The sequence below is a fragment of the Paenibacillus sp. USHLN196 genome (assembly GCF_037144955.1).
GTDB classification, from domain to species: Bacteria; Bacillota; Bacilli; order Paenibacillales; family Paenibacillaceae; genus Paenibacillus; species Paenibacillus xylanexedens_C.
Map to the genome: position 1 here is coordinate 99,491 of NZ_JBBCYH010000003.1, position 21,380 is coordinate 120,870.

Sequence of the window (21,380 nt, forward strand, 5' to 3'; positions counted from 1 at the left end):
GATCAATGAGCAGAACGGATGTGGAGAAGCTGCTGGCTGATCTGAATGAGGGACGGATTCTGACCCAACAGACATTCGAAGAGTTGGATGTGGAGGTTTATTTGGATGAAAGGGATGCCACAGCATTTGCCGACGACTGGATGCAATCTTTTGAACGTTGGGCTCAAGCTTCCAATGTGGCTGAAGAAGAGGTGCTGCGAGCATGCAGGGAACAGGCGTTCAAACAAACCTTAGCATTTACAAGAGAACCTGAGTTGGCGGGGTATGTGAGTGATGATATGGGTTTAATCGGTGCTGCATTGTTACAGGGTACGGCGAATGATTCCTTTGTGGATCAGCTGTTGGAAAGTTATCGTCAAGGCAGGTTGCCCCTGCGATAAGCGGGGGAGGACCAACAGGTTTTTTTTCTTTTGTATAAAAAAACAGCATCAAATGTACATTGTGGGTCGGTTGAGGCATAAGGTACAATTCACCTAAGCAATCGATGAGAATGATAATCATTATATGTGAAACATTCTCACGGTTACATCAACAGATCACATAGGGGTGAAGGGGAACATGGTAGGTTTAGTTAAAGGTTTCAAAGGGTGGACGATTACATTACTGCTCATGGGTCTAGTTATATCGGGATGTAATTCAAATACCGCTACAAATGCGGAACAGACTCCTGCAACTGAGAGTGCGGCTTCTGGAGAAAATACTTCTGGAACAGAGACAGAGCCTGCGACACGAGTTGTGCAGGATGAATTTGGAGATGTGACGATTCCGGTTCAACCGCAGCGGATTGCTGGAATATATGTGGAAGATTATCTGAAGGCGCTCGATATTACACCTGTAGTGCAGTGGTATAACCCGATGTGGGGTGTACAGGATTATTTAGAACTGGATGCTCCACAATTTGATACTACAGGGAGTATTGAGGCTTTGTTGGAATATGATCCGGACCTTATCATTGTAGATGGTGGAGCGGATATGGAGAAATATGAGATGTACTCCAAGGTGGCACCGACGTATCGTCTGCCTGAGAGCGTACTGCAGGATTCCAATCATATTTTGAAAACCATTGCCGATGTTGTAGGTAAACCGGAGAAGGGTGAAGAAGTTGCTGCGGCATTTGAGGCCAAAATTGCAGATGCGAAGACGAAGCTGCAGGAAGCGGTCGGGGACGAGACCGTTGCAGTTGTCCGATTGAATGTTAACGATGATACACTGGCACTGTTCGGTGTGAAAAATCGGTTCACCGGATTTATTTATTCGGAGCTTGGTCTAACACCTCATTCGCTGGTTAGCAAGATGGAAGAATACCAGGAAATTCTGTCTGAAGAGGCCGTACCGCAACTTGATGCAGATCATCTTATTGTGTTCCCTTCCAATGGTGAATGGTCTTCCCCCGAGAACAAGGAAGCCTTGAAGGTACTTGACAGCACATTGTGGAAATCTCTTCCGGCGGTTAAGAATAATCAAGTTTACATTATGGAGAGATCACATTGGCAATCAGGTGCGATTACAGCAAATTCCATGAAAATTGATGATCTCTTGGAAAAAATGACACCATAAGTATAACGCCATAAGAAAGAAAGTTCTTCAATCAGGGTTGAAGAGCTTTCTTTTTTCGTATACACTGTTTTTAATGATAATAATTCTCAGTTAAGGACGATGAACATGTGCCACACGATAATGCAACGGATTCCAAAACCCTGGTTATGCGCACTTCAGCATATGGAGTACATAGATCATAAATCTCATATCAATAAACGTTTGCTATACAGAATGTCGTCTTCTCACTCCATATTTGTTGTAACGTCTGGCAAGGGCTCAATGGTGTGCTCAGATCGGGAATCTCATCTGGAAAAAGGAATGATTATTTTTGTTCCGGCTGGAACATCCGTTAAAATAGAAGGTTCTCCTTGGACAGAAAGTCAATTGCAGTACTATAAGCTTGATCTGATGGTGGCTGAATTAAAAGAAGAGACTTCGAATGCTTTGCATACCAAAGACACTGCGGGGCAACGTGAACTTCACAAATGTACAGATTCTTCGACAGTACGACCTCTTATTCAACTGAATTACAGTCCGTGGAGTTCCTGCCTTGAATCTTTGGAACAAATGTTGCGTCAACAGATCACCAGCGATTGGCTGGAGCAATGGGACGTACAGCTTCGTTTCCAAGAGTGGTTCCGTGTCTTGCTTCGCCAGAGTGATCCCGAAACCGAAGCAGCAGATGACCGTGCCCGTCTTCAAAGTTCCATTCGTTATATTGGTGATCACTATGATCAGACGATAACCGTTGATGAGCTCGCAGCAGATATTGGTCTAACAAGAGCCAGCTACACTCGGCAATTCAAAAAAATTACGGGCAAGCTCCCACTTGAATATGTAAATGCGGTTCGGCTGGAACGCTCGAAGCAACTCTTGCAGCTGACGGATGATCGCATCCATGAAATTGCTCAGAATGTGGGATTTAGCAGCGAGTATTATTTTGGTCGCCGTTTCAAGCAATATGCTGGTATATCACCTGGACTATACCGCCGTCATCACCGTCAAGAGGTTCGTGTATTTGCTCCGTATCTGGAGGATTTCGTGTTGGCTCTTGGCGTAAAACCTGTACTGCAATGCTCCCATCATTCTTGGGGGAGACAGCATTATCTGGGATTGGATGATGTACCCGAATTCGATGTAAGCCAGCAGGATGCTCAATTTAATGTGGGCAATATACCGGACTTTATCATGCTGAACAAGGGACATGATCGATGGAATCTGGACCGTTTTGAGCAGATAGCACCTACATTCTACGTAGATCATTTGGGAGAAGATTGGCGCTCCATTTTGAGATCGACCGCCGATGTATTGGGAAAGGTGAATCGGGTTCAAGATGTAATTGGTGCGTATGAGGACAAGGCAATAGAAGCCAAAGGACGGTTAGCAACTTCTTTACGTGGTCAGACGGTGGCTTTTTTGCGTATATCTGCATCGGATATTACTCTTTATGGGGATCAGCAGGGTTACGTTGGGCCTGTAATTTATCAGGATCTTGGATTGACTCCGCATTCCCGTGTGCAGCAATGGACAAGTCGTGAGCGCAGAATCTTCATTGGATTGGAGCAGTTAAGTCAGCTTGAAGCGGATCACTTGTTGATTACATTTGACACTGGGAATTCTGTCAAACCTGGAGATGAGCGCGAACTGCTCGAAAGGGACGAATGGAAACGCCTGCCTGCGGTGAAGAGTGGTAACGTGTATGAAGTAGATTTCATGAGTTGGATGAACTACGGTGTGATCTCTCATGGGAAAAAGATTGAGGATGTACTGAGGTTCATGGCTTGAAGAATTTATAATCTGCTTGTTTGATAGACCAAATAAAGGGGTTTCAATTAGATTGAGGAATATCTTATAACATAGGATACAACCTAAAGGAGCAGATTAATGATAAAGGATAAAATTCCAATATGGTTCTGGTGTACCTCGATAGTAGTTGCCTTTATGTTGGTATTCAACTTGTTTCAAGTAGATTCTCGTATTAGCATGCTTGCACTAGGCATTCTAAATATTGCTAATGCCATTCGGATGTGGAATAAATATCGGAACTCAGCAATTATATTTTTGATAATAGGTGTTCTGGGTACAGTTTTATTTTTCAAATATCTATTTCAATAATTATCCGGAAGCCTGACCGTCATTTATATGGCGGTCTTTTACGTTTTCAAAATTAAAAAAATGAAGGAATCAATGAGCGGAACTTTCAGAAAACTAAGGACGCACATTTTATATCCCATGGGAAAAAGATTGAGGATATACTGAGGTTCATGGCTTGATGGATGGGAGTTGAAATAACATACATGCTGGATTCAACTTTAGGAAAATGAAAAATATTATAATAATCCATTTTAATGTATGATATAGGAAAAATTGAATTGAAGGAAAGGAATAACTTATGCAGAAAAAAATCGGGATATTACTTTTAGTAGTAGCTGCTATTGGAATAATTCCAGTTACATCAATATCGACGACTACAGTTGCCGAATCACATGAAATTTCAAGTGAAGATCTTCCTGAAAGCCTAAGATATGATTCTAACCATCCAGATGTAATTTATGTAAAGGAATATGGAGTTTTTGAGAAATCGGATACTAGTTTAATAGATTATAGTGAAGAAGAAGTTGTAGTCGCTGATTTACAAAAGGTAACTGATAAAACGAATGTAATTGTTGCTTATGATGCAACTTATATCAAAAAAGGTGAATGGGAATAGCTAATCCATTAAACAAATTAGGAGCGCAGTTATTACGTGAAATTGATGCAAGGGCTCATTCGTTCATCATCTGAACTGATCGTGACGGAGGCGCTGGCACTTGGTGCCGATCTGGTTGGTGGTGTTGACCCGGCAGGTCTGGATGGGGATATGGAGCGCAGTTTGCAGATGATGTTCGACATCGCTACTGCCGCAGACAAGGGGATCGACCTTCATCTTCATGATGGAGGTGAACCCGGTTTAGCTACCTTACGGCGATTTGCTGAATTGACAATGAGTCCGGACTTCAACATCGAACAGCAGTTAGTCATGCCTATTGCTTGGGGAAGCAAACTGAATCTGACGTACAGCCAACCCTTGATATGTTAAGACATGCCGGAGTAACACTCGTATCTAGTGTACCTATTGATCGTCCGATGCCGCGGGGAAGCCGGGTTCTCAATACAGGTGTTAACTTTATGCTTGGTTCCGATAACATCCGTGACGCCTGGTCACCATTCGGCAATGGGGACATGTTGCAGCGAGCTTCCCGAATGGCTGAACGCGAAAATTGGGTCAGTGATAATAGGTTGCTAGGCACCTATGCGTGGGTGAGTAATGGCAAGTTAACCCCAAGCATCGGTGATCCGGCTGACTTCATGTTGGTACGGGCATTGAATGCCCAGCACGCCATAGCTTCTGTACCCGCGCGCGCGGCGGTATTCAAAATATACGTTAAGATAGAAAATATGTTCACATATGAATTTACCACCAAAGCCCGTTCGTTGATGAACGGGCTACATGTGTATTAATTTAGTTAACATTGATTACACTCCGCAATACGTTTTACATTCCGAACACAAATTGCTCAAGCAAATGTCCTTGACTGTCTCATTGCAACATACCATTAACTAAAGGACAATTCGAAAGGTTGGGTTGCCTTTTAAGCATAGCCATGTAATGGCAGATGGGAGCGCTGTAATGACGAAACGGGTAGTTCTGTTGGAAGAAGAAGGTACGGCAGAGATGAAAGGGCTGATTGGTAATAAAGGGGCTGGACTTGCAGTGTTGCTTCAGGTAGGTTGGCCCGTTCCGGCCGGGTTCATTGTAACAAGGGAAGGCTGTCGCGCGTTCTGTACCCGTCTTGGACATCTTTCCACAGAAGGAGTTCAAGAGATTGGCAGCGCAGTTCGGCACTTGGAGGAGCAAACGGGCAAATTTTTCGGCGATTCTTTAGCACCGCTGCTGCTTGCCGTGAGGTCAAGTGAAGCGAGTTCGCATGATATGGAATCCCATGCTTTGCTTCGTGTGGGACTAAATGATGTGACGGTTGAGGGGCTCGCCAGACAAACAAATGATCGACAGTATGCGCTTAATTGTTATCGAATTTTATTGCAGGATTATGGTCAGCTAGTACACGGCATCCCGTATTCCCTATTTGAAGAGAAATTGGGAGACCTCTCGATACTCAATGAATCGAAGCTGGAATTCGCCATCGCAGAATATAAGCAATTAATAGAAGATATAGGGCTTCATCCATTCCCTCAAGATGTTCAATTACAATTAAAAGAGGCGATGCGTGCGGTTTCTAATATACAACGTGCACCTCGGCTCAACTCCCAACAAGAACTTCTTCTCCAATCCACTCCATTCTCAGGGGATCATCAAGGAAATGCTGTTCTTATTCAGGTGATGGTCAATGGTGAGCAAGGTGAACGCAGCGGTATTGGCACGTTATATTCCCATCATCCAGCTACGGGGGAAAGAGGCATGACGGGCGAGTATATTGCATCTGTTGTTTCCCAATCTCAGGATGAAGAACTGGGTCAGTTGCAGAGAGAAGAACCTGAATTATATGGTCTTCTGTTGGATGCTTGTAGCTATCTGGAGAATTGTATGGGGGAAGTTCAAAAAATCCAATTCATTATCGATTCAGGGGAGCTGTACCTTCTGCATGTCAGTCCAGCGTGCTTGAGTGCTAAGGCCGCCTTGCGGAGTACGATTGATTTCGTGCATGAGGGGGTAATCACCAAAGCGGATGCGCTATTACGTATCGAGCCGTGGCATGTGACGGAGATGTTGAAAGGGTTCTCAAGTTGTACACCAGAGTTAGAGCTTCTGCTCGAATGGGCGGATGAAATAAAGGAATTGATGATACTGTCTAATGTAGATCACCCACAAGACGCAATTACAGCTAGGGCCCTTGGTTCGGAAGGTATCGGTTTGTGCCGTACAGAACACATGTTGTTGTCACCGGCGCGGTTACCTTTTGTACAAAAAATGATTCTGGCTGATAGTGAATCCGAACGCAGGCGTGGTTTGGAGCGTCTGTTGCCGATGCAGCAGTCTGATTTTGAACAGATATTCGAAGCGATGGATGGATACCCGGTAACGATACGTTTGCTCGATTTGCCGTTGCATGAACTGCTCCCGGATCTGGGAGTATTGGAGAAACGGCGCGAGTGGCTACAAGCAGAGGAGCGGCAGGAAGTAGACCATCAGAATGAACTGGAGGAACTGGAGCGTGTAATTCGTAGAGTCACTGAGTTGCACGAACACAATCCTACACTGGGGCAACAGACTTGCCGTCTGAGTACAGTGTTCCCGGAAATCGTTGATATGCAGCTGGAAGCGTTATTCCGCGCAGCGGTGAAAGGTATTCATCAAGGTTGGTGGGTACGTCCGGAGATTATGATCCCGCAGATCGGTCATGTGCATGAACTTCAGGTGATGAGAGATCTGGTGGATCATGTGGCTGACCAAGTACTTGGTGAGGAGAAGCGGCATTGTCTCTATAGAGTGGGAGCGATGATCGAAGCTCCGAGAGCAGCGCTGACGGCGACTCACATTGCTCGCCAGGCAGACTTTTTCACGTTTGGCGCGGATGAGCTGACAGAGATGACATTTGGATATAGTCGCCAAGAAGCCGAGAAGCGATTCCTTCAACGTGATACGGACTCTCGTACGGTAACGAATAATCCATTCCATGTGCTGGACATCGAGGGAGTCGGACAATTGGTGGAGATGGCTGTAGTCCAAGGTCGAATTCGAAAACCTCATCTGAAGACAGGGATCTGTGGAGAAAATATTGTGGATCTGGAGTCGATTACGTTCTGCCACCGCATTGGTCTGGATTACGTAAGCTGTTTGCCTGAACAGATCCCTTATGCACGAATTGCTGCTGCACAAGCAGCCATTAAGGGACAGAGAGAGGGAGCGGACACGCAGAACACGGATATATCTACAATTGCGTAACGCTCACCCTGTCTTACACGGAACTTCCATGGAATAGCAACCAGAAAACTGTTATACTGAAATATGCGTTTTGTAAAATGAACGTAAAATTTCAGGGTAAGGGTTGAAGGCGACCATGTATAATTCCAAAAATGAACGAACTCCATCACGGACCTTATTCGCCGTGTTATTCATTCTTATGCTGTTGAAGCTGTCACTGCTGCGGTATTTCTTTTTCCAGGGTCTGTCCGGCATCGGTCTGTTAACTGACGCATTAGGCGCACTAACTGTGGTATGCCTGCTGGATCTGATCGTGCCCAAAGGCTGGAAGCGAGCAGTATACGGAGGATTCAATGTTCTGTTTTCTCTGGTGCTGTTCGCGGCTACGCTGTATAACGTTCATTTCAGTTCGGTACCCACCTATACTGTGCTTAGTGAACTGGGGCAAGTTGCTCAAGTGCGGGGAAGTATAGGGCCTCTTGTACGACCAACGCACTTTCTGTTTTTTGCAGACATCGTACTGGCATTGCCAGTATGGTTGATTATGCGCAGACGTGCGGGCGGGCGTAACTACAGCAGTTATCGCGATAGCGGTTTGACGTTTGGCAGAATTCGCAGACGTTACTGGGGCAAGCTTGGCGTTGCGCTTACCGCTGCATTCTGCATCGTGCTGTCTGGCAGTTTTATTGTCAAAGGTGAAACGATTGATAACGAGTTGGTGCGAGCCGAGAATCTCGGTTTCCTGAACTATCAGGTATCGTCTGCCATTCTAACGAGTAAAGAAAATGAGGCTATTGCGAATGGCAACATTACCGAAACGATCGCCAAGATCAATGAGCTGGTTAGCCAGTATCCGTATCAGGATAAACCAAGTGATGGTACAGCCGTGAAAGCCAAATACTTTGGTCAGGCCAAAGGTAGTAATCTGATTGTACTGCAACTGGAGTCCTTTCAGAATTTCCCGATTAATGCTTCATTGGACGGTCAGGAGTTAACGCCGGTACTGAATGATCTGGCCGAAGAAAGCTATTATTTCTCTCATTTTTTCCAACAGATCGGACAGGGAAACACATCAGACGCTGAGTTCATGTCGAACACATCTATCTATCCAACTGGTGTTGTTCCCATGTCAGCCGGGTATAGCGATCGTGATCTTCCAAGTCTACCCAAGGTACTGGCGGAAAAGGGATATGAGTCAGAGACGTTCCATGGGAATGACGTTACTTTCTGGAACCGGAACAAAATGTATCCGGCACTCGGATTCACTCGTTACTTCGACAAGCCCAGCTTCGAGAACGACAGATTCAATGACTTTGGACCATCGGATGAAGAGTTATATCGTGTAGGTGTGCAAAAAATAACTGCGCATCAGGCTGCGAATCAGCCGTTCTATGCTCAGTTCATTACGGCTTCAAGTCACTCGCCGTTTACCGTTCCTGCTGATCGGGCACGAATTACGATTCCCGCGACGATCACGAACAAACTGCTTCACGATTATCTGCAAGCCATCAATTATACGGACTACGCGGTCGGTCAGCTCATTAATGAGTTGAAGGCGAACGGTTTGTGGGATAACACAACGTTGGTGCTCTACGGAGACCACTTCGGTCTGCCTGCTGACGAAGAGATCACACAGCAGATTCAGGCCAATCTGGGCGTCCCTTATGACGGCAAGGTAAGTCGTTTCAACATCCCGTTAATGATTCATACTCCGAAACAGACCAAAGGGCAATTGATCGAGCAGCCTGGTGGACAGCTGGATATGCTGCCAACGATCATGAATCTGATGGGAGTTTCGCTCCAGGATGAGAAGTTCACTGCTTTCGGGCATGATCTGCTCAATATGGATCACAACGCATTCGGTATTCGTTATTACTTGCCAACAGGTTCATTCATCAACGATGACATCATGTTTATTCCGGGTGCTGACTTTGATGATGGAACAGCGTACTCGCTGAAAACATATGAACCCGTAACGGATTTGGAACCTTATCGTTCCGATTATAAACATGTGCTCAGCCTGATGAAACTGTCTGACGAGTATGTGAAGTTGTTACCGAAGCGTGCACCATAAGCCATAAGTTAAGATTTTTCCAATAAGATATAGTAAAAACGTCACTGGTCTAAGAACTGGTGGCGTTTTTTGCATGTTTATTAGACAAGTGTGGTAATAAAGAAGATAACTAAAGTTTGAAACTGTAATAATTAATGTTACAATGGGGAAGTAATGAAGTGAACAAAAGAGCGTAATTCACAGTACTCATGAACCAAACAGACGAGAGGATTGAATATATATGAAATTGAGTGTACTTGAACATGGACATATCAATGAAGGCCGGAGTGTACAGGATACGTTACAGGAAACGGTGAAACTCGCTCAACATGCGGATCAATTAGGGTATTCCCGGTTCTGGATGTCCGAGCATCACGGTAGCGGTGCGCTATCATTTTCCAGTCCTGAGGTTATGATTGCACATGTGGCCGCACATACGGATCGAATTCGGGTAGGTTCCGGCGGTGTGATGTTGCCTCATTATAGTGCCTACAAGGTTGCAGAGAATTTCCGTCTGCTGGAAGCTCTTCATCCGGGACGGATTGACCTTGGGATTGGCAGAGCGCCAGGCGGCATGCCGATTGCCAGCAGAGCGCTGAATGAGGGGAAATCTTCGAATGTACACTTCTTCCCCCAACAGATTTCGGATCTGGGCGGATACTTCCACGAAGAATTGCCAGAGGATCATCGATTCGCATCCCTTGTAGCGGGACCATCGGTTCCCACTGTCCCGGAAGTATGGCTGCTGGGTTCCAGCTCTGAAGGTGCGAGAATTGCTGCAGCGCAAGGAACCTCGTATGCGTTTGCCCAATTCTTCGGAACTCCTGGAGGCGAAGAAGCGATGAAGCATTACCGCAGACATTTCAAGCCATCTATCCTGAATGAAAAACCACATTCGATGATTGCTGTCTCAGCATTCTGCGCGGAGACAGAGGAGGAAGCAGCTGAACTAGCACGCAGTAATGAACTTTTCTTCCTGCGCCTGGGACGAGGTCTTGAACAGAGCTCATTCCCATCCCTGGAGACGGTGAACAACTATCCATTCACAGCGATGGAGATGGAACAGATTCGTCAGCGCCGTTCTTTTTCCATTGTGGGTACACCGGATCAAGTGAAAGACAAAATTACTGCAATGGCTGAACGTCATGAAGCGGACGAAGTGATTATTGCGTCAGCGGTTCATTCGTTTGAAGCACGTCTGCGCTCATTCGGTCTGATTGCAGAAGCCTTCGGACTCAAGCAGGACTAATGGTGAGCAAGCGGGAATAACTACTCTGAATAGACCGGAATCTTGCTCTTGCAAGGTTCCGGTTATACTCTTGCGTGATCAGGGAGAGGAGAGATTCACATGCGCAGATGTGTGATTAGTGACATTCATGGCTGTTACGATGAATTTAATGCGCTGCTTAAGCGTGTAGACTATAATCCGATGCAGGATGAATTGATTTTGCTGGGGGATTATGTGGATCGCGGTCCGAGCAGCAAACAGGTCCTTGAACAGATTATGCAGCTTCAGCAAGAGCATCAAATTATTGTGATCAAAGGAAATCACGATGCCATGATGGTCAAGGCATTGATTCATGATGTTGAGGATTATGACCAACACTGGATTCGTAATGGCGGGTTACAGACGATAGCAAGTTATCTGGATCTTACTTTTGATGAGCAGCAGATGGACTGGAATGCTTACACTGAAGCCAAACAGTGGATACGTACACACTATGAACACCATCTTCGTTTTCTGGAACAGCTTCCGCTGGTATACGAAATTCCGGGTTATATTTTTGTTCATGCCGGGATTAACCCCGATATTGAGGATTGGAGAAGCCAGTCCGAGCGGGACTTTATTTGGATTCGTGAATCATTCTATTCCAGACCTACCAGGGTTACAGAGACGGTTGTATTTGGACACACACCCGTGAAGCATTTGCATGATCAGAGAGGCATTTGGTTTGACCCGAGCGGAGACAAAATTGGCATTGACGGTGGTTGTGCCTACGGAGCGCAGCTGAACCTGCTGGAGATTAGTGAGGATGGCAGTTTACAGACCTTTTTTGTGCAGCGAGAGCAGAACCCAGAAGAGCCTGAGATTTAATATTTTCGTTGCGTATGAGGGTTTCATATGCTAATTTATAAGGTTGTAACATGGAATAATTAGGATACATATCATATCGACTTGAGGGGAATGAACCAAGTTTGGCTATCTACAATCTGGATCAACTGCAACATCACATTTTACTCTGCAACGGTGGAACATGCATGCGTAATGGGGGAGAAGAAGTAACTCAGGCGGTGCGGGACGAGATTCTTAAGCAGCAGGCTGGGGGATTCATCCATACGACGCGTACCAAATGTAATGGTCGGTGTGATGATGCATGTGTAACCATTGTCTATCCACAGGGTGACTGGTATGGCCAAATGACACCGGACTCAGGCAGAGCGCTCGTACAGGCCTTGTGTGAAGGGGAGAAATTGGAGAAGCACCTCATTGCTAATGTGGCCAAAACCTCTGTGAATTAGAATTACAGGGCGTATATTATTTTTTCAAAATAACTGTCCTGAGAATGATTTGCAATTAATTCGCTGTAAAGGGATTGGAATTAAGCCCTATAAGCGCTATAATCAGTAGGGTATGATTAAAAATAGGACATGTATTATTCTAAATCAGAATTGACGGAGGGCTATGAATATGGAAAAAGCGTTAATCTTCGGTCACAAAAATCCCGACACGGACACGATCTGTTCGGCAATCGCCTATGCAGATCTGAAAACAAAATTGGGTCAGGACGTTGAAGCTGTGCGTCTCGGCGAAGTCAATGGTGAAACCCAGTTCGCACTGGATCAATTCAAAATCGCAGCACCGCGTCTGATTAAAACAGCTGCCAATGAAGTAAACAAGGTTATCCTGGTTGACCACAACGAGCGTCAGCAAAGTGTAAGCGATATTGAGGAAGTGACTGTCGTTGAAGTTATCGACCATCACCGTATTGCTAACTTTGAGACAAGCGGACCTCTGTATTTCCGTGCAGAACCTGTAGGTTGTACAGCAACCATTTTGAATAAAATGTACAAAGAAAATGGTATCGAAGTGAGTGCACCGATTGCTGGTCTGATGCTGTCTGCCATTATCTCCGATTCCCTGTTGTTCAAATCCCCGACTTGCACAGAGCAGGATGTAGCTGCTGCGCGTGAACTGGCTGCTATTGCTGGTGTAGATGCAGACAGCTATGGTCTGGATATGTTGAAAGCCGGCGCGGATCTGAGCCAAAAAACGATTGCTGAGCTGATCTCTCTGGATGCCAAAGAATTCGTGATGGGTCAGTCCAAAGTGGAAATTGCACAGGTTAATGCTGTTGACGTGAATGATGTTCTCGTGAAGCAACCTGAGCTTGAAGCAGCTATTGAAGCCATTATTTCGAGTAAAGGTCTCGACCTGTTCGTATTCGTCGTAACAGACATTTTGAACAACGATTCCGTTGCCCTGGCATATGGTACATCCACTAAAGCGGTGGAGAAAGCCTACAATGTGACGCTGTCCGACAGCAGAGCAATCTTGAAAGGCGTAGTATCACGCAAATCACAAATTGTACCGGTTCTGACTGAAGCATTCAACACGCTGTAAATCAAGCCGATTGGCGTACTCGTACGCTGATATGTATTACAAATAAGTAGCAACACCATCCTAGCCTGCTCTGATCCGTAAATGGTCAGGACAGGCTTTTGATGTAGAGGAGGAAGAATCATGATCAAAAATGAAAAGATCAAAGCAGCCGAAGTGCAGCTTACGGGTCTGAACGGCGAAGATTTGGGTGTCATGTCTACGCAGGAAGCACTTCTACTTGCGAAGCAGCATAAAGTAGATCTGGTGTGCTTGTCCTTGATGACCAGTCCGCCACCATGCAAGCTGATTGGAGCTGGAGCAGCCAAAGCGGAAGCGCAACAGGCGAAGAAAAAAGCGAGTAAATCTCCCGATAAACGTAAAGTAAAGGAAATTCGGTTGAACCTTGCGATGGAAGATCATGACCGGGATACGAAGCAGTCTCAGGCAGAGCGCATTCTGAAGAAGGGTGATTCGGTAAAACTCGTTATTCAGGTGCATGGAGCCAAAGAGGGAGTTGCTGGCAAGGAGTGGGCAGAGCAACTGAGCAAATCACTTGCTGAATTCGGCAGCAAAACGACAGGGGTTCAGGTAAGTGGTAAACAGGTTGTTGTGCAACTGGACCCGATTGCCTAAACTGCCGGAAGCAATGTAGGGAAAGCCCAATGAGGTGGCAGGGAAACTGCTGCTCCATTGGGCTTTTATGTCATTATCGGGATTGATATACCAAGTGATTCAATGTGTGAGCGGTGACCGTTCCCGTCGTTTAGCTTCGTAAATAACGACTGCCTCCAAGACGGACATATAACTGTCCGGGTAATACAGGCGTAGATCCGGCGGGAATGTTGGCTTGGCTGTTCTTGGCGAATCGGGATAAATAGTAGAAATCAGGATAGATAACCATATCCATTAAATAAGCGGAGACTTGGCTGCCAGGAAAACGAAACTGATTCAGGGTACGAATGATATCTTCGCCGCGTGCAATGCCGATGCCATGTCCGTAATACCAGTTTTCACGCAGCATAATCGTATTTTCCCCCTGCCATTCGGGGGTTTCCGGAGAGACATCCGGGTTTTTGAAATAAAGCACATCTCCTGGAAGGGCGGTTTCCCAACCGTTTTTTTCGGTCAATCGCAGATCACTGTCATAATGCCAGTCAAACAGTAACAGATTACGGAACAAGGCATTAAAGGCATCTTCGCGAATGCTGCCCAGTACCCCGCCATATAACACAATGACTGTCGCGGTTGCACATTCAAAGGCATACAAATGTCCATTCCGCCAGATATCCCGGATGCCATCGGCAGGGGTCACGTTCGACTTTAGTTCGAATCCACCCTCCGCATTACGATTCCAGTAGGCAGGATTACATCTGGATTTTTCAAAGGATGCAAAACTGACCCCGCTACGATCCAATCCTTCCGCTGCATCGACGAGAGAGCTCCTCAGATCCCATTCAAAATGAAGATGATCCATGGACTGGTAAACGTACCTTGTTGGACGATTCTGGAGTTGTTGTAACCAATGCCATTCAAAAGCAGACCATTCCAAGTGGTTCAATTCGAGGGGGTGATTGGCGACAATGATCATGATCCATAACCTCCGTTCATGTTCATATTTTCAACATTGTATAATCGGGAGTGCACGGGTATTGTGTAGTATATGACGTCATGTGTTCGAATTGGTATGTCTGCAATGAAAGTCGTCAGTAGCAATAATTAAGAAATGTGAATTCATGCGCGGATTTTAACCGATTTCGTTTAAAAATCATGGCATTTGGGGTAGTAATCTTATAGATGAAGTTATGTTCAGGTGGATCTGTTCATACGGAATACATTCAGATTCTCATAAAGGAGGACATGTGGTGTCGAAATCCATTACAGAGAGCCGGTCTCTGTTCGAACAATTATACACGCACGCACCAATAGGCATTGCTGTCGCTTCGCATGTGAATGGACGTTGGTTGCAGCTTAATCCGGCATTTTGTGAGATGCTCGCATACAGTGAAGAAGAACTGATGGATACTTCGGTCATACATATGATCTATGAAGAAGATCTGCACATGGAAGAATTCCGCAGCAAGTTCTGGGAAATGACCGATGAAGCACGTCCGATGTACGAGACAGAGGTTCGTCTGAGACGAAAGGATGGATCGTTATTGTGGGTAACGATTAGAGCCTGCATTGTGAGGGATGAAACGAATGGTGATCCATTATACCTGTTGGTACAAGCTGCTGACATTACAAAACAAAAGGATGCAGAGGAACGGCTTTTAGTGAAAAGCAAACAACTGGAGGAAAACAGCCGTATTTCTCGTCTCCTGGCGGAATCTTCTCTAGATTTAATAGCCATACATCAGGCTGATCCTCAGCGTACATTCCAATATGTATCGGATGCATGTAGAAGCATGTTAGGTTATGAACCGGAAGAAGTTATTGGTCAGCCGGGAACGTTTGTTATTTATCCCGAGGACGTGCCATTGGTTGAAACCTACATGGAAGAGCAGAGGCAGGGACTGGCTCCTAAACGAATCAGTTACCGTCTTCAGCATAAAGATGGATCTACGGTATGGGCAGATACCATTACCCATTATGTGTATGACGATTCAGGTAACCTAAAAGAGATGGTCGCCGTAACCCGTGATATCACAGTCAGCCAGCAACAAAAGCTAAGCCTGCAGGAGTACAGATCATTGTTCGACTGTAATCCGCTGGGCGTGGCCTCTCTGGATCTGGAAGGCAATCTGCTGAAGGCCAATGTGGGTCAGGAACAATTGACAGGACACACTAAGGAAGAGTTGCTGAGTCGACCTTTTGATCATCTCATCGATCCTGTCGATTTGGAGAAGACCCGGTATCATTTTGAGCAGACAGTAAAAGGGACTGCGCAGAGCTATGAGATAGGTTTGATTCACAAAAACGGTCAGCGAATTGAGGCAAGTGTCATCAATGTTCCCATTTTACTGGAGGACCAAGTCGTTGGCATCTATGGAATCACAAGTGACATTACAGAGTCGAAGCGTTACGTTGAGGAAATTGAGAATCTGAGCTATGAAAGGGCGCTGATTCTGAATGGGATGTCTGAGGGTGTTATTGGACTGGACCTGGAAGGGAATATGAACTTTGCCAATCCAGCTGCTGCAGAGATGATGAGCATCTGTCCAAGTGAGATGAATGGTAAACCGCTCGAACAGATGATGATCCAAATGCAGAGCGAAGGCATTCCTTATGCATCCAAGGATACACCGATTCTGCAGGCTGTACGTGAGGGACGAAGTCTGCCGCGTACCGAATCCGTATTCTGGAGACCGGATGGGTCCAGTTTTCTTGCCGAGTTTCAATTGAAACCGATTATGGATCAGGGGAGAAACCGTGGAGCCGTTTTGGTTTTCCGTGATATGACATCGGTGAAGGATATTATACGTGCCAAGGAAGCAGCAGAACATGCAGACCGTGCGAAGTCCGAGTTTCTCGCCATCATGAGTCATGAGCTTCGTACGCCATTGAACGGCATCATGGGCATGGCCCATCTGTTAATGGAAACGGAGCTGGATGATGAACAGAAGGGTTTTGCGGAAATCATGATTGACAGCGGTGAATCCCTTTTGTACATTTTGAATGAAATTCTGGATTTCAGCAAAATTGAAGCAGGCAAAATGGATCTGGAGCGTGCGCCTGTAGATATTAAGACCATGCTGGGTGGCGTGATCGAACTGTTTGCACTTAAGGCGTCAGAGAAAAATATTGAACTCTACTGTGAAATGTCGGATCAGATTCCTGAACGTGTTCGAGGGGATGAGACACGAATACGGCAGATTCTAATTAATCTGGTGGGGAACGCCGTTAAATTCACAGAGAGAGGCCGTATTAAGGTGAAGGTAGGCGCTGATTTCTCAGAGGAGCATGGTCAAGATCACCTGATGTTGACCTTCTCGGTTCAAGATACAGGGATTGGTATTCCAATGGAGAAGCAGCATCAACTGTTCCAATCCTTCTCACAGATAGATCCGGCCATCAATCGCAAGTTTGGCGGGACAGGTCTGGGGCTTGCGATCAGCAAAAAGCTTGTGGAGTTAATGGGCGGAGCGATTGGCGTACAGAGCGAGATTGGTGAGGGTGCAGAATTTCAGTTCACTCTGGTGCTTGAACGGTGGCTCGATGAAAGTAGTGATTCGATCGAAGTAGCTACGAATAGTGAATTGCAATTGGATCGATCTAGTCTTGGTCATGACATCAAAATTTTGATTGCTGAAGATCAAGCGGTCAATAGTCATCTGCTGGAGGAAATGCTGCGTAAATTCGGCGGGGTGTGTGATATTGTTGAAAATGGTGCGCAGGCCGTCGAGTCATTAAACAAGGTGCAATATGACCTGGTGTTTATGGATATTCAAATGCCGATTATGGATGGGATTGAAGCGACCTGCAAAATCAGGCAAACTCATCCAGAAATCCCGGTTATTGCTGCGATTACAGCTTTTGCAGGCGCAAGTGACCGTGAGGAATGCCTGAAATGCGGAATGCAGGACTTTATCAGCAAACCGTTCCATTCCACGGAGATCAGCCGCGTACTGAATACATGGGTACCATACATCCGCTCTCAGAAGGTAACTTGACAGAAAAATAACCTGTACCTTAAGAAACTCAAGGTGCAGGTTATTCTGTCATTCATTCAAACCAATAAGGCTCCTGATAACAAGAATCAGGACCATCCTCCGATTAACCCGGAGAGGGTTACGCATTCGTCATCTTCCAATTCTGCAATCAGAGTGAGTTCTTCGTTGTCTTGTGGATCAACGGAGAATAATTCACGGCGTCCGTCTTCGTGTACAATAATAACTAACTGATTGCCGCTCTTTGTATCAAACTGGTACTTAACTCCGATACCAGGTAGTGGGCATTCCCGAATATTCATGAAACCTGTCACCTCTTTAGCTTTTACATAATTAAAAATCTAACCGTTCACACAGTACGGATGTATTCTACTATCCATAACACCGTTTGGCAAGTCACAAATAAAATTGTAGTGTGGAATTAACGCTTACCACGATGTGGTCTTGCACTTTGGCGCTGTCTTGCGCGTCTTCGGCGGACGAAAATCCAAAGGAGCAGTACAACGATTAACAATAAACCAAGGACTGCAATAATGATGATGTTCCGGATATTGGGAACCTGTACAGTCAGATCTAGCTTATTCATCTGGAGTGGTGAAACGTGCCAAATGAGCGTTTTTCCGCTATCCTCCACTTGGTCCGCATTGGAATCGGCTGCTTTGATGGGCAGAGACAACTTAAAGTCAAAATTTACATCTTTCAACAAGAGGTTCTTTAGAAATCCGGGCACCTTGTTAATCTGATTTTTGATCTCACCATCCGGCATGGACTCCATCAGATCGGCTTCTGCTGTAATGTGCATTTTGGAAGTGAAGAAGCCGGGTGTAGTGGATTGTTCGACCTTGATGCCTTGTGGTAACTTGGACGTATCAAAGCTGGTCGTATTGCTTTTTTCATAATGGGTTGTTGCGGTGAGTTGCTTCTGATCCCCTTGTTCCGATACCTCTGCCTGAAAGTTATTTCGATTCAATGCATCTGCGATCAGAGGCATGAGATTGTCTTGTCCGATCTTTCCAAGTGCAGAGTTGGTTACCTTGAGATCTAGATCCAGATCCGTTGAACCATCCATATTAACCGTTAGATGGGCTTCTCCATCCGCACAGGCGGATAAAATAGATAACATAAGGGTTAGTAGAACAGTAAGCATTAGCTGACGTAAGGGAATGCGAGTCGACATGTCTTTCAACCTTTCTACGTAAAATCCATTTCCAATTCATAGAAGTATAGTATACACCGTAAGGTTGGCGGATGAAACTTTAAACAGTGTAGCAAGATGAGAATGATACAGTATGATTGTGGAAATAATTGATTTATTAAAATTAAAGATTTCGTATTTTTGTCAATGTTCGGTCAATTCAAACGGATCTTCACAGTGTACACTAGTAGTAGTGTGATGAATATACGGAAGCAGGGAGGTTACATTCATGACATATATCATTATTATGGCTGTTATTATGGTCGTAGGCATGGTCGGAATGGGCTGGTTCTATCGGATTATGGACAAAGACCAAAGCTAGTATTCCTTAAAATGTGGAACAGAAGAGACAAGCCTATAAGCTGGCTTCGCTAACGCGAGGCGGGCTTATTTGTGTTGAAAAACATCTTGAGTACGTGACCTTACATTGGCGCGTAATATATATAACCAATGATGTTGCGCAATTTGACCGATGGACAAATATTTTTCGTAAAGATGGGATTTTTTAGCTACTCTTTTGTATAATAGGGGGTAGTTTAACTCGGGATATTCCCGAGATTCTGCCAAACAGGAAAGGGTGTACATAAATGAAATTTGGTGAGTATACGTATACACGTCCCGATCTGGAACACATCAAGACATCTTTCCGTGAGCTGCTGAGCGGTTTCGAAGCTGCTGCAACGGTTGAAGAGCAGAGCGGATTCATGGATCAGATTAACGCGCTGCGCAGTGATTTTGAGACGCAAGCCCAATTGGTCTACATCCGTCATTCCATTGATACCAATGATGAGTTTTACAAGGCGGAGAACGAATTTCTGGATGAGAACGCACCAATTGTGCAGGAATATATCACGGATTTTTACCGCGCACTGGTTAACTCCAAATTCCGCAACGAGTTAGAGCAAAAATGGGGTTCACAGTTGTTCCAGCTGGCGGATCTTTCTCTGAAAACATTCAGCCCGGAAATTATCGAAGAACTCCAGAAGGAGAACAAACTTTCCACAGAATACAACCAGTTGATCGCTTCGGCCAAGATTCCGTTTGAAGGTGAAGAGCGTACGTTGCCTCAGCTTCATCCATTTGAACTGTCTACGGACCGCTCCATGCGCGAGCGTGCGTCGGAAGCAAGATACACTTTCATGGCTGAGCATGAAGCTGAATTCGATCGCATTTACGACGAGTTGGTCAAAGTACGTACACAGATTGCGAAGAAACTGGGATATCCAAGCTATGTGGAACTCGGCTATGATCGCATGAACCGCACGGATTACAATGCCGAGATGGTAGCCAACTTCCGGGCACAAGTTCGTGATTATATCGTGCCTGTGGCGACCAAGCTCAGAGAGCGTCAGCGTAATCGGATCGATGTGGATACGCTGTATTATTACGATCAGGGCTTCAGCTTCAAGACGGGTAACCCGACACCTAAGGGTGACGCGGACTGGATTATCGATAATGGTAAAAAAATGTACGCTGAATTATCACCAGAGACGGATGCATTTTTCCAGATGATGACCGAAAACGAGCTTATGGATCTGGTAAGCAAAAAAGGTAAACAGGGCGGCGGATATTGTACGTTCCTGAACGATTACAAAGTGCCGTTTATCTTCTCCAACTTCAATGGTACATCCGGTGATATTGATGTATTGACACATGAAGCAGGTCATGCTTTCCAAGTGTATGAGAGCCGTGATTTTGCAGTGCCTGAGTACAACTGGCCGACATATGAATCGGCTGAGATTCATTCCATGAGTATGGAGTTCTTCACATGGCCGTGGATGCAGTTGTTCTTCAAAGAAGATACGGACAAGTACAAGTTTGATCACCTGTCTTCCGGTCTGTTGTTCATTCCGTATGGTGTAGCTGTGGATGAATTCCAGCATTTTGTGTATGCGAACCCGGATGCAACTCCAACGGAGCGCAAGCAGGCTTGGCGCAACATTGAGAAGATCTATCTGCCGCATATCAATTACAAAGATAATGCTTATCTGGAGCAAGGTGGCTTCTGGCATAAGCAGGGTCACATTTTCTCATCGCCATTCTATTACATCGACTATACCCTCGCTCAAATCTGTGCATTCCAGTTCTGGAAACGCAGCAACGAGGACATGAAGTCTGCATGGGCCGACTATCTGACATTGTGTAAAGCGGGAGGAAGTCTGTCCTTCACCGGATTGGTTGAACTGGCTGGATTGAACTCTCCGTTCGAGGACGGTTGTGTCTCTTCCGTAATTGGGGATATTGAGGCATGGCTTGATGGTGTGAATGATAAGGCGTTGTAAGCCTTTGTAAGTACGCTTTTAGTGAACGCATCATTAGTAAGTTGTAAATAGTCGATGAAGCTTTAAAATCGATAGATAAGACGGCTTGGAGACCTTCGGGTGTCTGAGTCGTCTTTTTCATTACAGGTAAAAATCAACTTCAGTGTAACATTTATTAGACTCATTGTGATTTATTTCACT

18 protein-coding genes are annotated in these 21,380 nt (G+C 45.4%); 15 read left to right on the forward strand and 3 right to left on the reverse strand.

Going from position 1 to position 21,380, the window contains the following annotated elements:
• The first annotated feature begins 5 nt into the window (after positions 1-5).
• The 13 genes from WFI24_RS07345 to infC all read left to right on the forward strand — a co-directional run bounded on the left by WFI24_RS07345 (position 6) and on the right by infC (position 13,749).
• Positions 6-380, forward strand: a complete 375-nt coding sequence (locus WFI24_RS07345; RefSeq protein ID WP_145318287.1) for a hypothetical protein — start codon at positions 6-8, stop codon at positions 378-380.
• 178 nt (positions 381-558) lie between these two features.
• Positions 559-1,557 carry an ABC transporter substrate-binding protein gene (locus WFI24_RS07350; RefSeq protein WP_336759736.1) on the forward strand — a complete coding sequence of 333 codons (999 nt, stop codon included), beginning with the start codon at positions 559-561 and terminating at the stop codon, positions 1,555-1,557.
• Between the two features lie 300 nt (positions 1,558-1,857).
• Positions 1,858-3,324, forward strand: a complete 1,467-nt coding sequence (locus tag WFI24_RS07355) for an AraC family transcriptional regulator (RefSeq protein ID WP_336759737.1) — start codon at positions 1,858-1,860, stop codon at positions 3,322-3,324.
• Between the two features lie 607 nt (positions 3,325-3,931).
• Positions 3,932-4,249, forward strand: coding sequence for a hypothetical protein (locus WFI24_RS07360; RefSeq protein WP_336759738.1), 318 nt, complete (start codon positions 3,932-3,934; stop codon positions 4,247-4,249).
• Between the two features lie 36 nt (positions 4,250-4,285).
• Positions 4,286-4,618, forward strand: coding sequence for a hypothetical protein (locus WFI24_RS07365; RefSeq protein WP_336759739.1), 333 nt, complete (start codon positions 4,286-4,288; stop codon positions 4,616-4,618).
• A gap of 89 nt (positions 4,619-4,707) precedes the next feature.
• On the forward strand, positions 4,708-5,040 hold the full coding sequence (locus tag WFI24_RS07370) for a hypothetical protein (RefSeq protein WP_336759740.1): 333 nt from the start codon (positions 4,708-4,710) through the stop codon (positions 5,038-5,040).
• A gap of 169 nt (positions 5,041-5,209) precedes the next feature.
• Positions 5,210-7,483 (forward strand): putative PEP-binding protein, encoded by a 2,274-nt coding sequence (locus WFI24_RS07375; RefSeq protein ID WP_336759741.1) that lies wholly within the window; start codon positions 5,210-5,212, stop codon positions 7,481-7,483.
• A 115-nt stretch (positions 7,484-7,598) separates the two neighbouring features.
• Positions 7,599-9,536, forward strand: coding sequence for an LTA synthase family protein (locus WFI24_RS07380; RefSeq protein ID WP_336759742.1), 1,938 nt, complete (start codon positions 7,599-7,601; stop codon positions 9,534-9,536).
• A gap of 220 nt (positions 9,537-9,756) precedes the next feature.
• Complete coding sequence (locus tag WFI24_RS07385; protein ID WP_336759743.1) at positions 9,757-10,764, forward strand: LLM class flavin-dependent oxidoreductase; 1,008 nt, start codon at positions 9,757-9,759, stop codon at positions 10,762-10,764.
• 99 nt (positions 10,765-10,863) lie between these two features.
• On the forward strand, positions 10,864-11,610 hold the full coding sequence (locus tag WFI24_RS07390; RefSeq protein WP_336759744.1) for a metallophosphoesterase family protein: 747 nt from the start codon (positions 10,864-10,866) through the stop codon (positions 11,608-11,610).
• Between the two features lie 101 nt (positions 11,611-11,711).
• The gene (locus tag WFI24_RS07395) at positions 11,712-12,035 is read left to right on the forward strand and encodes a (2Fe-2S) ferredoxin domain-containing protein (protein ID WP_145318263.1); all 324 of its coding nucleotides are present in this window, start codon (positions 11,712-11,714) and stop codon (positions 12,033-12,035) included.
• 169 nt (positions 12,036-12,204) lie between these two features.
• Entirely contained in the window at positions 12,205-13,137 is a 933-nt protein-coding gene (locus WFI24_RS07400) for a manganese-dependent inorganic pyrophosphatase (RefSeq protein ID WP_036670609.1), read from the forward strand.
• 120 nt (positions 13,138-13,257) lie between these two features.
• Positions 13,258-13,749, forward strand: a complete 492-nt coding sequence (infC, locus tag WFI24_RS07405) for a translation initiation factor IF-3 (protein WP_017688902.1) — start codon at positions 13,258-13,260, stop codon at positions 13,747-13,749.
• A gap of 130 nt (positions 13,750-13,879) precedes the next feature.
• Here the strand turns inward: infC and WFI24_RS07410 are convergent, their stop codons facing one another.
• Positions 13,880-14,704, reverse strand: coding sequence for a protein-glutamine gamma-glutamyltransferase (locus WFI24_RS07410; protein WP_336759745.1), 825 nt, complete (start codon positions 14,702-14,704; stop codon positions 13,880-13,882).
• A gap of 274 nt (positions 14,705-14,978) precedes the next feature.
• Here WFI24_RS07410 and WFI24_RS07415 point away from each other — a divergent pair, with 274 nt between their 5' ends.
• Positions 14,979-17,726, forward strand: coding sequence for a PAS domain-containing hybrid sensor histidine kinase/response regulator (locus tag WFI24_RS07415; protein WP_336759746.1), 2,748 nt, complete (start codon positions 14,979-14,981; stop codon positions 17,724-17,726).
• Positions 17,727-17,812: 86 nt separating this feature from the next.
• Here the strand turns inward: WFI24_RS07415 and WFI24_RS07420 are convergent, their stop codons facing one another.
• Positions 17,813-18,025 (reverse strand): hypothetical protein, encoded by a 213-nt coding sequence (locus WFI24_RS07420; protein WP_336759747.1) that lies wholly within the window; start codon positions 18,023-18,025, stop codon positions 17,813-17,815.
• Positions 18,026-18,144: 119 nt separating this feature from the next.
• Complete coding sequence (locus tag WFI24_RS07425; RefSeq protein WP_336759748.1) at positions 18,145-18,900, reverse strand: hypothetical protein; 756 nt, start codon at positions 18,898-18,900, stop codon at positions 18,145-18,147.
• A 605-nt stretch (positions 18,901-19,505) separates the two neighbouring features.
• Here WFI24_RS07425 and WFI24_RS07430 point away from each other — a divergent pair.
• Complete coding sequence (locus WFI24_RS07430; protein WP_336759749.1) at positions 19,506-21,200, forward strand: M3 family oligoendopeptidase; 1,695 nt, start codon at positions 19,506-19,508, stop codon at positions 21,198-21,200.
• Positions 21,201-21,380: the final 180 nt, after the last annotated feature.

Coding starts and splice junctions, on each gene's coding strand:
- WFI24_RS07425 (WP_336759748.1), bottom strand. CDS start 18,900: ATGTCGACTCGCATTCCCTTACGTCAGCTAATGCTTACTGTTCTACTA.
- WFI24_RS07380 (WP_336759742.1), top strand. CDS start 7,599: ATGTATAATTCCAAAAATGAACGAACTCCATCACGGACCTTATTCGCC.
- WFI24_RS07355 (WP_336759737.1), top strand. CDS start 1,858: ATGATTATTTTTGTTCCGGCTGGAACATCCGTTAAAATAGAAGGTTCT.
- WFI24_RS07390 (WP_336759744.1), top strand. CDS start 10,864: ATGCGCAGATGTGTGATTAGTGACATTCATGGCTGTTACGATGAATTT.
- WFI24_RS07375 (WP_336759741.1), top strand. CDS start 5,210: ATGACGAAACGGGTAGTTCTGTTGGAAGAAGAAGGTACGGCAGAGATG.
- infC (WP_017688902.1), top strand. CDS start 13,258: ATGATCAAAAATGAAAAGATCAAAGCAGCCGAAGTGCAGCTTACGGGT.
- WFI24_RS07420 (WP_336759747.1), bottom strand. CDS start 18,025: ATGAATATTCGGGAATGCCCACTACCTGGTATCGGAGTTAAGTACCAG.
- WFI24_RS07410 (WP_336759745.1), bottom strand. CDS start 14,704: ATGATCATTGTCGCCAATCACCCCCTCGAATTGAACCACTTGGAATGG.
- WFI24_RS07430 (WP_336759749.1), top strand. CDS start 19,506: ATGAAATTTGGTGAGTATACGTATACACGTCCCGATCTGGAACACATC.
- WFI24_RS07385 (WP_336759743.1), top strand. CDS start 9,757: ATGAAATTGAGTGTACTTGAACATGGACATATCAATGAAGGCCGGAGT.
- WFI24_RS07345 (WP_145318287.1), top strand. CDS start 6: ATGAGCAGAACGGATGTGGAGAAGCTGCTGGCTGATCTGAATGAGGGA.
- WFI24_RS07350 (WP_336759736.1), top strand. CDS start 559: ATGGTAGGTTTAGTTAAAGGTTTCAAAGGGTGGACGATTACATTACTG.
- WFI24_RS07360 (WP_336759738.1), top strand. CDS start 3,932: ATGCAGAAAAAAATCGGGATATTACTTTTAGTAGTAGCTGCTATTGGA.
- WFI24_RS07370 (WP_336759740.1), top strand. CDS start 4,708: ATGCTTGGTTCCGATAACATCCGTGACGCCTGGTCACCATTCGGCAAT.
- WFI24_RS07400 (WP_036670609.1), top strand. CDS start 12,205: ATGGAAAAAGCGTTAATCTTCGGTCACAAAAATCCCGACACGGACACG.